16 protein-coding genes and 2 pseudogenes are annotated in these 14,366 nt (G+C 55.7%); 8 read left to right on the top strand and 10 right to left on the bottom strand.

Annotation, left to right across the window (positions count from 1 at the left end):
- Positions 1 to 104 precede the first annotated feature (104 nt).
- On the top strand, positions 105 to 2,549 hold the full coding sequence (fadE, locus tag K5Y33_RS00215; RefSeq protein WP_222233049.1) for an acyl-CoA dehydrogenase FadE: 2,445 nt from the start codon (positions 105 to 107) through the stop codon (positions 2,547 to 2,549).
- 36 nt (positions 2,550 to 2,585) lie between these two features.
- Here fadE and K5Y33_RS23610 read toward each other — a convergent pair.
- Together K5Y33_RS23610 and K5Y33_RS00210 are read right to left on the bottom strand one after the other, a co-directional pair.
- Positions 2,586 to 2,759, bottom strand: a pseudogene (locus tag K5Y33_RS23610) (hypothetical protein); the annotation flags it as partial.
- A complete protein-coding gene (locus tag K5Y33_RS00210; RefSeq protein ID WP_158238605.1) occupies positions 2,711 to 2,851 on the bottom strand; it encodes a hypothetical protein in 141 nt (46 codons plus the stop codon). The pseudogene K5Y33_RS23610 and the gene K5Y33_RS00210, both read right to left, overlap by 49 nt.
- Positions 2,852 to 3,065: 214 nt before the next feature.
- On the opposite strand from K5Y33_RS00210, the gene K5Y33_RS00205 reads away from it, so the two are divergent.
- The 4 genes from K5Y33_RS00205 (at position 3,066) to K5Y33_RS00190 (ending at position 4,603) form a co-directional block, all read left to right on the top strand.
- Positions 3,066 to 3,587 carry a DUF2778 domain-containing protein gene (locus K5Y33_RS00205; protein ID WP_222233048.1) on the top strand — a complete coding sequence of 174 codons (522 nt, stop codon included), beginning with the start codon at positions 3,066 to 3,068 and terminating at the stop codon, positions 3,585 to 3,587.
- Positions 3,562 to 3,834, top strand: coding sequence for a hypothetical protein (locus K5Y33_RS00200; protein WP_240632904.1), 273 nt, complete (start codon positions 3,562 to 3,564; stop codon positions 3,832 to 3,834). Before K5Y33_RS00205 ends, K5Y33_RS00200 begins: the two co-directional genes overlap by 26 nt.
- On the top strand, positions 3,835 to 4,326 hold the full coding sequence (locus K5Y33_RS00195; protein ID WP_222233047.1) for a type VI secretion system tube protein TssD: 492 nt from the start codon (positions 3,835 to 3,837) through the stop codon (positions 4,324 to 4,326).
- 91 nt (positions 4,327 to 4,417) lie between these two features.
- Entirely contained in the window at positions 4,418 to 4,603 is a 186-nt protein-coding gene (locus tag K5Y33_RS00190; protein ID WP_222233046.1) for a hypothetical protein, read from the top strand.
- Positions 4,604 to 4,642: 39 nt separating this feature from the next.
- Here the strand turns inward: K5Y33_RS00190 and K5Y33_RS23775 are convergent.
- Both K5Y33_RS23775 and mtnK read right to left on the bottom strand, forming a co-directional pair.
- Positions 4,643 to 4,729 (bottom strand): annotated as a pseudogene (locus K5Y33_RS23775) (hypothetical protein); the annotation flags it as partial.
- An 84-nt stretch (positions 4,730 to 4,813) separates the two neighbouring features.
- A complete protein-coding gene (gene mtnK / locus K5Y33_RS00185) occupies positions 4,814 to 6,013 on the bottom strand; it encodes an S-methyl-5-thioribose kinase (RefSeq protein ID WP_222233045.1) in 1,200 nt (399 codons plus the stop codon).
- A 105-nt stretch (positions 6,014 to 6,118) separates the two neighbouring features.
- Between mtnK and mtnA the strand changes: the two genes are divergently transcribed.
- A complete protein-coding gene (gene mtnA, locus K5Y33_RS00180) occupies positions 6,119 to 7,138 on the top strand; it encodes an S-methyl-5-thioribose-1-phosphate isomerase (protein WP_222233044.1) in 1,020 nt (339 codons plus the stop codon).
- 128 nt (positions 7,139 to 7,266) lie between these two features.
- Here the strand turns inward: mtnA and K5Y33_RS00175 are convergent, their stop codons facing one another.
- From K5Y33_RS00175 to K5Y33_RS00165, 3 genes are read right to left on the bottom strand one after another with little or no spacing between them, the layout of a single operon-like run.
- Positions 7,267 to 7,809: an acireductone dioxygenase gene (locus K5Y33_RS00175; RefSeq protein ID WP_222233043.1), complete on the bottom strand. Its 543-nt coding sequence runs from the start codon at positions 7,807 to 7,809 to the stop codon at positions 7,267 to 7,269.
- A 1-nt stretch (position 7,810) separates the two neighbouring features.
- Entirely contained in the window at positions 7,811 to 8,494 is a 684-nt protein-coding gene (gene mtnC, locus K5Y33_RS00170) for an acireductone synthase (RefSeq protein ID WP_222233042.1), read from the bottom strand.
- Positions 8,491 to 9,105: a methylthioribulose 1-phosphate dehydratase gene (locus K5Y33_RS00165; protein ID WP_217547479.1), complete on the bottom strand. Its 615-nt coding sequence runs from the start codon at positions 9,103 to 9,105 to the stop codon at positions 8,491 to 8,493. The genes mtnC and K5Y33_RS00165 overlap by 4 nt, the downstream gene beginning before the upstream one ends.
- Positions 9,106 to 9,236: 131 nt before the next feature.
- Here K5Y33_RS00165 and K5Y33_RS00160 point away from each other — a divergent pair, with 131 nt between their 5' ends.
- On the top strand, positions 9,237 to 10,397 hold the full coding sequence (locus tag K5Y33_RS00160) for a pyridoxal phosphate-dependent aminotransferase (protein WP_101762533.1): 1,161 nt from the start codon (positions 9,237 to 9,239) through the stop codon (positions 10,395 to 10,397).
- Positions 10,385 to 11,155, top strand: coding sequence for an amidohydrolase (locus tag K5Y33_RS00155; protein ID WP_222233041.1), 771 nt, complete (start codon positions 10,385 to 10,387; stop codon positions 11,153 to 11,155). The genes K5Y33_RS00160 and K5Y33_RS00155 overlap by 13 nt, the downstream gene beginning before the upstream one ends.
- Before the next feature lie 42 nt (positions 11,156 to 11,197).
- On the opposite strand, the gene katG is transcribed toward K5Y33_RS00155, so the two are convergent.
- The 3 genes from katG to uraD form a co-directional block, all read right to left on the bottom strand.
- Positions 11,198 to 13,396, bottom strand: coding sequence for a catalase/peroxidase HPI (katG, locus tag K5Y33_RS00150; protein ID WP_110867814.1), 2,199 nt, complete (start codon positions 13,394 to 13,396; stop codon positions 11,198 to 11,200).
- 142 nt (positions 13,397 to 13,538) lie between these two features.
- Entirely contained in the window at positions 13,539 to 13,874 is a 336-nt protein-coding gene (uraH, locus tag K5Y33_RS00145; protein ID WP_101762537.1) for a hydroxyisourate hydrolase, read from the bottom strand.
- Positions 13,871 to 14,365, bottom strand: a complete 495-nt coding sequence (gene uraD, locus K5Y33_RS00140; RefSeq protein ID WP_222233040.1) for a 2-oxo-4-hydroxy-4-carboxy-5-ureidoimidazoline decarboxylase — start codon at positions 14,363 to 14,365, stop codon at positions 13,871 to 13,873. Before uraD ends, uraH begins: the two co-directional genes overlap by 4 nt.
- Between the last annotated feature and the right edge of the window lies 1 nt (position 14,366).

Raw genomic sequence — 14,366 nt, 5'->3', positions numbered from 1 at the left:
ATGTGTTGTAATTGCGATGTAAACAGATTGATAAATTTTGCCCCATATTCTAAACCTACACCCATAACAGGTCAGACCTCTTACTACTTATGGAGTGGTTCATTATGTTGGTTGCCTCAATCGTTGCGACGCTAATCCTGCTTAGCGTGTTGTTCTACCACCAAATTTCGCTTCAGCTGAGCAGCATAATTCTGCTGCTGTGGACCGGCGCACTGGCGGCCGCTGACTTATGGACGCTATGGATGCTGCTGCCGCTGGCGATTATTCTGCTGCCATTTAACCTGCCGGTCATGCGTCGCAGCCTGTTCTCGAAACCGGCGCTGCACAGCTTCCAGAAAGTGATGCCGCCGATGTCGCGCACCGAAAAAGAGGCGATCGATGCTGGCACCACATGGTGGGAAGGCGACCTGTTCCGCGGCAAACCGGACTGGCAGAAGCTGCACAACTATCCGCAGCCGCGCCTGACCGAAGAGGAGCAGGCCTTTATCGATGGTCCGGTCGAAGAAGCGTGCCGCATGGCGAACGACTTCGAAATCACCCATGAAATGGCCGATCTGCCGCCGGAGTTGTGGGCGTATCTGAAACAGCATCGCTTCTTCGCCATGATCATTAAGAAAGAGTATGGCGGCCTGGAATTCTCCGCCTATGCGCAGGCGCGCGTGCTGCAGAAACTGGCGGGCGTCTCCGGCATTCTGGCGATCACCGTTGGCGTACCGAACTCACTCGGCCCCGGCGAACTGCTGCAACATTACGGCACTGATGAGCAGAAAGATCATTACCTGCCGCGTCTGGCGCGCGGTGATGAGATCCCGTGCTTTGCCCTGACCAGCCCGGAAGCGGGTTCGGATGCCGGCGCGATTCCCGATACCGGCGTGGTGTGCATGGGCGAGTGGCAAGGTCAGCAAGTGCTGGGCATGCGTCTTACCTGGAACAAGCGCTATATCACGCTGGCACCGATTGCCACCGTGTTAGGCCTGGCGTTCAAACTCTCCGATCCGGATCATCTGCTGGGCGAGACTACAGAGCTTGGCATCACTTGCGCACTGATCCCAACGCACACGCCTGGCGTAGAGATCGGCCAACGTCACTTCCCGCTCAACGTGCCGTTCCAGAACGGTCCGACGCGCGGTAAAGACATTTTCGTACCCATCGACTACATCATCGGCGGCCCATCCATGGCCGGCCAGGGCTGGCGCATGCTGGTGGAGTGTCTTTCAGTCGGTCGCGGCATCACGCTGCCTTCAAACTCTACCGGCAGCCTGAAAAGTATTGCGCTGGCGACCGGTGCCTATGCGCACATCCGCCGTCAGTTCAAAGTCTCTATCGGCAAGATGGAAGGGATCGAAGAGCCGCTGGCGCGCATTGCCGGTAATGCCTACGTGATGGACGCCGCCGCAACGCTAATCACCAGCGGCATTATGCTCGGTGAAAAACCGGCGGTGCTATCGGCGATTGTGAAGTATCACTGCACCCATCGCGGTCAGCGCGCGATTATCGACGCGATGGATATCGCTGGCGGTAAAGGCATTATGCTGGGCGAAAACAACTTCCTGGCGCGGGCTTATCAGGGCGCACCGATCGCCATCACCGTGGAAGGCGCTAACATCCTGACGCGCAGCATGATCATCTTCGGCCAGGGCGCGATCCGCTGCCATCCATGGGTGCTGGAAGAGATGAACGCCGCAGCGAAAAACGATTTGGTGACCTTTGACCGCGCGCTGTTCAGCCATATTGGCCACGTAGGCAGTAATAAAGTACGCAGCCTGTGGCTAGGCTTAACCGGCGGCCGCACTAGCGCCACACCAACCCGCGACGCCACGCGCCGCTACTATCAACACCTTAACCGTTTGAGCGCCAACCTCGCGCTGCTGTCAGATGTATCGATGGCGGTGCTGGGCGGCAGCCTGAAACGTCGTGAACGTATCTCGGCGCGTCTCGGCGATGTGCTGAGCCAGATGTATCTGGCCTCCGCCACCCTGAAGCGCTATGACGATGAAGGCCGTAACGAAGCCGATTTGCCGCTGGTACATTGGGGCGTGCAGGATGCGCTGCATCAGGCCGAAGTGGCGATGGATGATTTGCTGCGTAACTTCCCGAACCGCATGGTGGCCGGTGCGCTGCGACTGGTGATTTTCGCCGGCGGTCATCACTGCCCGGCACCGTCAGATAAACTGGACCACAAGCTGGCGAAACTGCTGCAGCTGCCTTCTGCGACCCGTACCCGTTTGGGCCGCGGCCAATATCTGGCACCAAGCGCACATAATCCTGCAGGTCAGCTGGAGCAGGCGCTGCAGGATGTGATGGCCGCCGAAGTGATTCACGATCGTTTATGCAAGCAGCAGAAAAAGCATCTGTCATTTACCCGACTGGATGCGCTAGCACAAGAGGGCCTGAAAGCGGGCTGGATTGATGAGAGCGAAGCGCAGGTCTTGATCCGTGCGGAAGCCAGCCGCCTGAAAGCGATTAACGTCGATGATTTCGCGCCGGAAGCGCTGGCGGTGCCAAAGCCGCAGACGAAATCCAACCCGCGGGCCAGTGAAGCCGCTTAAAACACAAAAGCCTCCGCATGGAGTAATGCCAGTCAGTTAAGCCTGACTGGCATTTTTTCTTTTGGCTGTCGGGTACTTCCAGGGCCTCTCTTTCTTCACTCTCGGGAATGACCTCTCCCGTCGCCCCGCAGTTTGACTATCTGGTTTTTTGCTTCGCAGCGTCAGCCGGTTATTCTGCAGCCCCTGCTTGATTTCCCGATACCGGAGCTCATTACTTCGGCGACGGCGCGCACGGCGGCTTCACTGCAGCTGAGTTTGGTGGCGGCGTTCTTAAAATCCTGATCGGTCAGCGTCTGCGACATAACGAATATCCTGTTTGTGTCGCACGTCTTGCGCGAAAGGGGGGGTTGTTCGTTGAGATTCTCTATCTCTCGTTGTTGTTTTAACAACGCCAATAGCAAAGCGTGATCGTAAAAGCTTTATTGATTACCAACTCTAATTATTTCTGGTCCGGACAATCTGAGGGATGTAACGTAAACATCAGTGACTACATGGATTAAAGGTTAGGGATTAACGATGCCAATTATCGGTAAGATGATTTTGAACGGCGCAGATTTCGTGCCGTTGAATCTGTATGGCGTGGGCGTCTTCATGGCGTTTTCCGGGAAAGGTGCCTACAGAAATATTCCTGCATGTATGGCCGTCCCAAACTTTGGGCCTATCCCACCGGGTAAATACTGGATTGTTGAGCGTGGGAGGGGTGGCCTGCTGTCATGGGCTAAGGCAAAGTCACAGGATTTATATAACCGCGTTTTTAACGGTGCTGAATTTGATCGCGACGAATGGTTTGCTTTATATCGTGACGATCTGAGCATTGATGATGAAACGTGGATTAATGACGTCAAACGCGGATTATTTCGCCTCCATCCCGGCCGCGTATCTGAAGGATGTATAACTCTCCACCTTAATTCAGACTATGCGCTAATTCGTAATGCCCTTCTGAGAACAGCGTCGATCCCGGTTCCTTGCATGAAAAATTTAATGGCGCGCGGATACATTGAGGTGGTTGCCGGTGGTTATTCAAACACTTGCCCGTAAAGCGGCCAAAGTCGCTTTTTTTCTCGCGCTGATGCTCGTTGTCGCCCGTACTCTGGGCCCGCCAGAGTTATGGTTTAACGAACAATTAGCCTTGAAAATCGGCCAAATGATCTACGGGAATGAAGAGATTGGAGCGGATCGTTTTTACGACATCTATTTCTACATGTCCGTATGCACAGTGATTCCCATCACGGTTGTTATTTACATTTTAACAATGAAGTTAATCAAAAAAATAAGGAGCAAATAAATGCCAATTCCTCCGTATATGTGGCTTAAAGACGATGGTGGCGCGGATATTAGAGGTTCTGTCGATGTTCACGAACGTGAAGGCAGCATTGAAATTATCGGCCTGAGCCACGGTATTAACCTGCCGGTAGACACCGCTAACGGCAAAATAACCGGCACGCGCCAGCATTCATCAATGATGATCGAGAAAGAGGTGGATAGCTCAACGCCTTATCTCTATAAAGCAGCGGCCACCGGCCAGACGCTGAAAAGCGCCGAAATTCGTTTCTACAGCATCAGCGATGCGGGCCAAGAGGTGTGCTATTACACCGTGCTGATGGAAAACGTGAAAGTCACCGGCGTTAACTGCGGCGTGGCCAACACAAAACTGTCGGGCAATGACAAGCTGAACCACACGGAAAGCGTCAGTCTGCAGTATGAAAAAATCACCTGGCGTATCGTGGATGGTAATATCCAGTACACGGACGCATGGAACGAACGTCCTTCTGCGTAATCCGTTAGTAATTAACTTTCACTCAGCAAATAAAGCTTTTCCAAAGAACTTCGAAGAATTTTATGCCTTGCCACAGTCTGAACGTGACAAAATGATCGCAAGCGCTGATGTTTTTAGCATCGACTTAAACGTTCACACCGATAAGATTGTGCGTGGCCGCCTGGATGAAATCAACGCAGGGAAAATTACTGTCATTGAATCGTCCCTTCAGCTGTTACCGAATGAGCCGGGTGTTGAACGCATCGTTATGAAGCTAAAAAATCCAGCTCAAACGTGAAATAAAAAAAGCCCCGGAAACGGGGCTAATGCCAGTCAGTTAAGCCTGACTGGCATTTTTTCTTTTGGCTGTCGGGTACTTCCAGGGCCTCTCTTTCTCCACTCTCGGGAATGACCTCTCCCGTCGCCCCGCAGTTTGACTATCTGGTTTTTTGCTGCGCAGCGTCAGCCGGTTATTCTGCAGCCCCTGCTTGATTTCCCGACACCAGCATTAACCCGCCTGACGAATCCGCGCAATCAGCGCATCCACATCAGCAACATGATCGGCAGCCAGAATCAGCGTGCGTCCCAACGTGATACAGCTGCGAATACACTCGGTGCGCATGGTTTCATCTTCAATCTGTTTGAAATCCGCAACGTGAGACATTCCCACCGTGCGGCGGATCAACTCGGTACCGCAATAACCCAAGGTATCGCGCCACACTTTGCGCAGGAAAGATTCGGCGTAACCGGGATAGGCCAGCGCCACATCGCGGGTTTTCTCTTTCGCCAATTCCAGGAAGCGGCTGGCAAACTGATTACAAATATCCTGCACGTCACTCAGACGACGTTCACGCCCTTCTGCTGCCTCACGCGGTGCCAGCAAGCCCGGCAGGCAGCAGTAGTTGATCAGCAAGTTGCCTATCGCGCTGCCGACATCAAAACCTATCGGCCCAAAGTAACCAAACTCCGCATCAATCACTTTCAGGCTGCCATCGGCGACAAAGATGGAACCGCTGTGTACATCGCCATGCAGCAAGGCTTCCGCATCGGCGAAGAAACGGTGTTTGAGACCGGCCACGGCGATTTTTAGCGCATCGTCGCTGCGCAGGCTGACCACCAGCGATTCCAGCGCCGCAGGATATTTGTTGCGCTCATGGTCAATAAACGGATCGTTGAAGAATAATTCTTCGGTGATTTCGCACATTTCCGGATTAATGAAACGCGCTACTTCGGCTTTTTTCTTATGCGGATGCAGGAAGAAATCGGAGGTATGGAACAGCGTCTGCGCCAGATATTCGCCAACCTGACGACCGGCCTGCGGATAATACGCGCCCTTCACCAATTCGCTCCGCCAGATACGATGACTGGAAAGATCCTCCATCACCATCACCGCCAATTCGGCATCGTAATGAGTGACGTTAACGGTGTGCTGCGGGCAATGTTTGTAGTGCTCAATCAACGTCTGCGCTTCAAGACGCGCACGATCCAGCGTGAGCGGCCAGGATTCGCCGACACAACGCACATAGGGCAGCGCCTGTTTTACCACCACGCGGCTGCGGCCTTGATTATCGAAAATTTTAAACACCAGGTTGAGATTGCCATCCCCGATCTCCTCGGCGCTCACCAGCGCTGACGGATCGTCCACGCCGCCAAATTGTTGAGCATATTCCACAGCATCGGCAGCATTGAACGTACGGTATTGCGACATTGCCTGTTCCTCGATTATCGATAGTAATAAGCCGTTCAGACGTCTATACATCCGTTACGCATGTTGGCACAATAGCCAGCATTAACGCAACAGGGATTTCACACCATGCAAACACTTCGTACCACCAGCCTTGAGGTCCGCGATAATCAATTGTGGATTCTTGACCAGCAGGCGCTGCCACAACAACAAAACTGGCTGCCCGCGCACAGCGTCACGCAGTTGGTCGAACACATTCATGCCTTGCGCGTGCGCGGTGCGCCGCTGATTGGCCTCTCAGCCAGTTTGCTGCTGGCGCTGCTGGCTGAGCAAGGCGCAGCGCGCACGGAATTAGCGACGGCGCTTGAGGTGCTGCGCGCGGCGCGCCCAACGGCGGTGAACCTGATGAATAACCTTGATCGCATGAAAAATGCGTTGGCCGAGAGTGATTTCGTCACGGCGCTGAGCCGCGAAGCGCTGCGTCTGGTGGCCGAAGATAAGCATCTGTGTGACAACATCGCCCGCGCCGGCAGCACGCTGGTAAAACCGGGCAGCCAGCTGCTGACGCACTGCAATACCGGCGGGCTAGCGACTGCGGGCGTCGGCACGGCGCTCGGCGTTATCGCTTATGCCCACCAGCAAGGTTTGGTGAAAAATGTCTGGGTGGATGAGACGCGGCCGCTGCTGCAAGGTGGCCGTTTAACCGCGTGGGAGCTGGGTGAGTTAAACATTCCTTATCAGCTGATTACCGACTCGATGGCCGCCAGTCTAATGGCGCGCGGCGTGGTCGATGCTATTTGGGTCGGCGCGGATCGTATCGCAGCGAATGGTGATGTCGCGAACAAGATTGGCACCTATAGCCTGGCCGTGCTGGCGCACTATCACGGTATTCCGTTCTACGTCGCCGCACCGCACACCACGCTGGATCGTCAATGTCCAAACGGCGACGCCATCCCTATCGAGCAGCGCGCCGCCAGCGAAGTGACCGGCGTTGCAGGCAGTTTTGGTAGCGTGCAGTGGGCACCGGAAAGTGCAGCAGTCTATAACCCGGCCTTTGATGTGACGCCAGCGGCGTTGATTAGCGGTTGGGTGCTGGATACCGGTGTGGTGACGCCTGCGCAGGTAGAGGAAGGGATATTTTTGCCGTAAATAGGCGCGATTTTCCCCTCACCCTAACCCTCTCCCACAACTGGGAGAGGGAACCGATCGAGCAAATCTGCACGCTTGGTTTTCTCCCTCGCCCGCTTGCGGGAGAGGGCCGGGGTGAGGGCAAAAAATCACGCCAAACGCGGATACGCATCAGCAATCTTATTGCCGGTGAAATTCGCGACCCAGCCTTCCTGATTATCGAAAATGCGGATCGCGGTAAAGTGCGGCTCAGAACCCATATCAAACCAGTGCGCCGTGCCAGCGGGCACTGAGATCAGATCATTCTTCTCACACAAAATCTGATACACCTCGCCCTCCAGATGCAGACAGAACAGCCCTGAACCTTCAACAAAGAAGCGTACTTCATCTTCGCTATGCGTATGTTCGTTAAGGAATTTGGTGCGCAGCACCTCTTTCTGCGGATTATCCGCACGCATGCTCAGCACATCCCAGCTCTGATAACCCTTCTCGGCCACCAGACGATCAATCGCATGTTGATAGGCGTTGATCACCGTCTCTGCATCAGGATCCGCACCCAAATCGCGATCGGCTTCCCAGCGTTCAAAGCGCACGTTTTTCGCGTTAAGACGCTCGCGAATCGCCTCGGCATCGGTGCTGTGCCACACCGGTTGCTGGGCTTCGGTATCGGTAAAAATGGTCAATGCACTCATGTTAAATCGACTCCGGTTTAATCTGGGAAAAATCGTTGACCTGGTGATGACGACTGGCGTTATCCGCCGCGCCACGAATTAACTGCACGGTATGCCAGCCCGCATCCGCTGCCGCATCCAGCTCCTGATGAATATCCGACAGGAACAGCAATGACGCAGGCGCAAGGCCGATTTTTTCGGCGATATTGCGATACGATTGCGCTTCACGTTTCGCGCCGACGCCGGTATCAAAATAGCCGCTGAACAGCGAGGTTAAATCACCTTCATCGCTGTAGCCAAATAACAGTTTTTGCGCGGCGACCGATCCCGAGGAATAAACATACAGGCCAATCCCCTGCTGCTGCCAGCGCGCAAAAGCCGGCAGCACGTCGGGATAAAGGTGGCCGGTGAACTGGCCTTCAACGTAGCCGGCGCGCCAAATCATGCCCTGCAGGGCTTTGAGGCCCGGCGACTTGCGATCCTCATCGATATAATTCGTGAGTGTGGTAATCAGCTCCTCCAGCGTGGCCTGAGGCGCAGCGGATTCTGCACGCACCGCGTTGAGTGCGGCGGCGACGTTTTCATCGGTATAATTTTCCCGCACGTACGCCGCTAAATGCTGACGCGCATAAGGGAACAATACCTGATGCACAAACTGGATATCGCTGGTGGTGCCTTCAATATCGGTAACAATGGCGCGGATCATTTGGCCTCCAGCAGGCGACGTTGCAGTTCACATTCAAACAGAAATTCCAGACCTTCCAGATGGCGACGCGCTTCGTTCACGTCCTTGCCCCAGCAGGTCAAACCGTGGCCGCGCAGCAGAAAACCATATTGCAGCGGCGTAACGGCGGCAAAAGCTTCAATGCGCTGCGCCAGCGCCGTCATGTCCTGATCGTTATCGAACAAGGGAATGGCGATGGTGTTCAGATGCGTCTGCTGTCCGGCCAGCGTTTTCTGCATCTCATAACCACTGAGCAGCAGCGCATCGCCCTTCTCCACCCGCGACAGCACCGTCGAGTTGACCGTGTGCGTATGCAGCACCGCACCCGCCTGCGGAAACAGGCGATAAATCAAGGTATGCAGGCCGGTTTCCGCCGAAGGCGTGCGGCCCGATGGCACGGCGTTGGTAGCGATCTCAACCTGGATAAAATCATCGCGCGTCAGGCTGCCTTTATCTTTGCCGGACGCACTCAGCAGACAATACTCCGCATCCTGCCGCACCGACATATTACCGCCGGTCGCAGGTGCCCAGCCTTTGCCACCAATCCAGTGGCAGGCGGCCACTAAATGTTCCAGTGGAAGAAAATCCGTCATAGCGTTATACCGACTCCGCAGGTTAGTTTAGACGTCTAAGCGTCTCGATTGCCAAATGTTAACATCCTGTTTATAGTGGCAGCAACACAGGGTTTCTCCGCAACGACATTCGCGCTTAAGGCCATAAAACAATGACGCAGCACAACCTGATCCCCGAGAGCAAATTACCGGCGCTCGGCACTACCATCTTTACGCAAATGAGTGCGTTAGCTCAGCAGCACAACGCCATCAACCTGTCGCAAGGCTTCCCCGATTTTGACGGTCCGCGCTATTTGCAGGAGCGCCTGGCGCATCACGTGAGTCAGGGCGCCAACCAATATGCACCGATGATCGGCGTACTGCCACTGCGTGAGGCGATTGTTGAGAAAACCGCCGCGCTTTACGGCCACACGCCTGACGTCAACAGCGATATCACCGTGACGACGGGCGCGACAGAAGCGTTGTACGCAGCGATCACCGCGCTGGTGCGTCAAGGTGATGAAGTGATCTGCTTTGACCCAAGCTACGACAGCTACGCGCCTGCGGTGCAACTGGCGGGCGGCGTGTTGAAACGCATCGCCCTGCAGCCGCCGGGTTTCCGCGTTGACTGGCGCGAATTTCGCGGCCTGCTGAGCAGCAAAACCCGCTTAGTGATCCTGAACACGCCGCATAATCCGTCCGCCACCGTGTGGCGCAAAAGCGATTATGCCGAGCTGTGGCAGGCGATTGCTGAGCAGGAAATCTATGTGCTGAGCGACGAAGTGTATGAGCACATCTGTTTCACCGAAGAGGGCCACGCCAGCGTGTTAGCGCATGCTGAACTGCGTCAGCGATCCATCGCGGTGTCATCCTTTGGTAAAACCTTCCACATGACCGGCTGGAAAGTGGGTTACTGCATTGCCCCGGCGGCGATCAGCGCTGAAATCCGCAAGGTACATCAATATCTGACCTTCTCGGTGAATACGCCGGCACAACTGGCGATTGCCGACATGCTGCGTCAGGCGCCTGAGCACTATCGCGAACTGCCGGAGTTCTACCGCGCGCGCCGCGATCGCTTTATCCAGGCGCTCTCCGCCAGCCGTTTCAAGCTGCTGCCGTGTGAAGGCACTTACTTCCTGCTGGTCGATTACAGCGCCATTTCCGATCTGGATGACGTGAGCTTCTGCCAGCTGCTGACCAAGGAAGTCGGCGTGGCGGCGATTCCGCTGTCGGTGTTCTGCGCCGAACCTTTCCCGCACAAGCTGATTCGCCTGTGCTTTGCCAAACAGGAAGCGACGCTCGACGCCGCTGCGGAGCGCTTATGTCAGCTTTGAAAATTACCGTTCTGCAGGAAACCCTGAGCTGGATGGATGGCGCGGCTAACCTGCGTCATTTCGACGGTGTGCTGAAAGGCATTGCAGGCCGCGACATCATTCTGCTGCCGGAAATGTTCACTACCGGTTTTGCTATGGAAGCTGCCGAATGTTCGCTGCCGCAGGATGACGTCGTGGCGTGGCTGCACGCGCACGCGCAAACCAGCAATGCGTTAGTCGGCGGCAGCGCGGCAATCCAGACGGAAAAAGGCGCGGTGAACCGCTTCTTGCTGGTCGAGCCAGACGGCACGCTGCATCAGTACGACAAACGTCACTTGTTCCGCATGGCCAATGAACATCAGCACTATGTGGCGGGTGAAACACGTGAAGTATTTGAGTGGCGCGGCTGGCGGATTCTGCCGCAAATTTGCTACGACCTGCGCTTCCCGGTTTTTTCGCGTAACCACAACGATTACGATTTGGCGCTGTATGTCGCCAACTGGCCGGCACCGCGTGCGCTGCACTGGCAATCGCTGCTGTTAGCCCGTGCAATTGAAAACCAGGCTTATGTCGCCGGTTGTAACCGCGTCGGCAGCGATGGCAATCAGCATCAATACAGTGGTGACAGCCGGATTATTTCGCCGCTGGGTGAGATTCTGGCGAGTGGAGAGCCCTTTGCGCGTGCGCGTCTTGATGCGGAGCTTTCGCTGGAGGAGCTGCAAGCCTACCGCGAACGCTTCCCGGCTTGGCGCGATGCGGATGGGTATACGCTGAAGTAATAAAAAAACCCCGGCTAGCCGGGTTTTTTTTAAATTTGTAAATTACAGCTCGAAGCGATCCAGATTCATCACTTTGGTCCATGCGGCAACGAAGTCGGTCACGAACTTCTGCTTCGCATCGCTGCTGGCGTAAACCTCGGCCAGCGCGCGCAGAATAGCGTTCGATCCAAACACTAAGTCGGCACGTGTCGCAGTGAACTTAACTTCGCCGCTCAGACGATCGCGACCTTCAAACAGCTCTTCGCTTTCATCGGTGGCTTTCCACGCGGTACGCATGTCGAGCAGATTGACGAAGAAGTCATTACTCAATACACCAACGCGATCGGTAAATACGCCGTGCTGGCCGCCGTCGAAGTTAGTACCCAATACGCGCAGGCCACCGAGCAACACCGTCAATTCTGGCGCGCTCAGCGTCAGCTGTTGGGCTTTATCCAGCAGCAGCGTTTCGGTTGAAGAACCTTTGGCGCTGCGGCGATAGTTACGGAAACCATCGGCCAGCGGCTGCAGGAAGTTGAACGACTCAACGTCGGTTTGATCCTGACGCGCATCCACACGGCCCGGCGTGAACGGCACTTGCGTTGCCACGCCAGCGGCTGAAGCGGCCAGTTCGATACCTACGCTACCTGCCAGTACAATGACATCGGCCAACGATGCTTTGCCTGATTCCTGCTGAATCTTTTGCAGGATTGGCAGCACATCATTGATTACGCTGGCATTCACCGCCCAATCTTTCTGCGGCGCTAACGCCAGACGCGCACCGTTGGCACCGCCACGTTTGTCACCGCCACGGAAGGTGGAGGCTGAAGCCCAGGCCACTGAAACCAGCTGGCTGACGCTCAGACCTGAAGCCGCAATGCGCGCTTTAATCTCGCTGATATCAGCCGGCGTTGGCTGATGAATCGCCTGCGGTAACGGATCCTGCCACAGCAGATCTTCCTTCGGCACTTCCGGACCGATGTAACGCGCTTTTGGTCCCATATCGCGGTGCGTCAGTTTGAACCAGGCGCGGGCAAAGGCTTCGTTAAATGCCTGCGGATCGTTGAGGAAGCGGCGCGAAATCTTGCCGAACTCTTCATCGAAACGCAGCGTCAGATCGGTCACCAGCATAGTTGGTTTACGTTTTTTCTCTGGATCAAACGGATCCGGGATAATCGCTTCGGCATCAACCGCTTCGAACTGGATGGCGCCTGCTGGGCTGCGTGTCTGTACCCATTCGTATTTGAACAGGTTCTCGAAGAAGTAGTTGCTCCACTGCGTGGGAGTTTGCGTCCACACAACTTCCAGACCTGAAGTGATGGCATCTTTACCCACGCCGCTGCCATAGCTGCTGGTCCAACCAAGGCCCTGCGCTTCAATCGGTGACTCTTCAGGATCAACGCCAACATGGCTGGCTTCTGCCGCGCCGTGGGTTTTACCCAAAGTATGACCGCCAGCAATCAGCGCCACGATCTCTTCATCGTTCATGCCCATGTTGCCGAAGGTGGCACGAATCGCCGGCGCCGCTGATTTTGGATCGCCGCTGGCTTCCGGGCCTTCCGGGTTGACGTAGATCAGGCCCATTTCGGTAGCGCCCAGCGGTGCATTGGCCAGCGCTTCTGGATGGCGATGCGCCAGCCATTCGGTTTCGTGGCCCCAATCCACATCCATATCCGGTTCCCACACGTCTTCGCGACCTGCACCAAAGCCGAAGGTGCGGAAGCCGGCGTTTTCCAGCGAGACGTTACCCGCCAGGATGTAGAGATCGGCCCAGGAAATTTTTTGACCATATTTCTGTTTTACCGGCCACAACAGGCGACGCGCTTTATCGAGGCTGACGTTATCCGGCCATGAGTTCAGCGGCGCAAAACGTTGCTGACCGCGACCTGAACCGCCACGACCATCAATGGTGCGATAAGTACCCGCGCTGTGCCACGCCATGCGAATGAACAGCCCAATATAGCTGCCCCAGTCGGCTGGCCACCAGGATTGCGAATCGGTGAGAAGTGCGCGGATATCGGCTTTTAACGCGGAGTAATCCAGTTTGCTGAATTCGTCGCGGTAGTTGAAGGTGTCACTAAGCGGGTTGGAACGGTTGGAGTGCTGGTTTAACAGATCGACGCGTAACATATTAGGCCACCAGTCGCGGTTGGATGTCCCGCCACCGGCGCCGCGCGCCAGAACACTCTTCTCTTCAGACGCCCCGTGATGAAAGGGGCACTTGCCTGCGGCTGCTGCATTATCGTTATTGTCGTGCGTGCTCATGTTTATCGGCTCCATTGGCTTCATATTGCTTTCTACTATGCGACTAAGATTAGCCGCACTTTCGTCAGGAATATATTTGGATGAACCGAAGGTTTTGATAGTTACTGGCTTTCAAGCGCAGCGCGTGAAGTGGCGCACATTATCAGCTGCCGCGATAAGTCGACCACGACCACGGCGAGATGAGAAACGGCAGATGATAATGGCTGCCTGTGGCGCCAATCACGAAATCAATCTGCGCACTCACGTAGAGCGCATCGCGCCCTTCGGCAGCAAAGTAGTCGCCAATTTCCGCCGTCAAACGGTAATGACCTGGCGCCAGCGGTTCGGGCGTCAGATCTTTAATGCGTCCGTCGCTGTCGGTGTTGCCTTCCACCAGCGGCAGCCAGCCTTCCGGGCTATTTTGCTCGAGCGAAACCGCCACGCCAATCGCCGGTTTGCCCAGCGCGGTATCGAGAATATGCGTCGTAATGGTGCTCATGTGATGCTCTCCTTTAGCCGCAACAGGGTAATTTCACGCAGCTGCGCCAGCGCTTCACGCTGTTCACTCGCTGCATCATTGTTAAGCCGACGCTGCAATTCCGCCAGCATCTCTTCGCCGCTGCGCCCTTTGGCACGAATCAGAAACACCCGGCCAAAGCGCTGCTCATAGGTTTGATTGCCCGCCAGCATCGACAATTGCAGCGCGCCGTCCGCCTGCTGCATCGCCGACTGCTCACTGCGCGACAGCGTGGCCTCTTTGTCCGCGCCCGCCACGTTGTCGCCAATACGTGGATGGGCACTCAGCGCCTGCTCAAGATCAGCGGCTTGCCACCGCTGCGCCAAACGATCGGCTTCGGCCTGTAAAGCCGCAACGTCGGCAAAAGGTCGCGCCGCCACCAGCGCCTGCTGCCAGGCGGGAATCGCCACGCAGTGCGCAATCGCCGCCTGCGCAGCTTGAGGTGAAAGCTGATTAAAGTTGACCAAATCCATC

The organism is Pantoea sp. DY-17, from assembly GCF_019795975.1.
Classification (GTDB): Bacteria; Pseudomonadota; Gammaproteobacteria; order Enterobacterales; family Enterobacteriaceae; genus Pantoea; species Pantoea leporis.
This window is presented reverse-complemented; position numbering and strand designations above follow the sequence as displayed.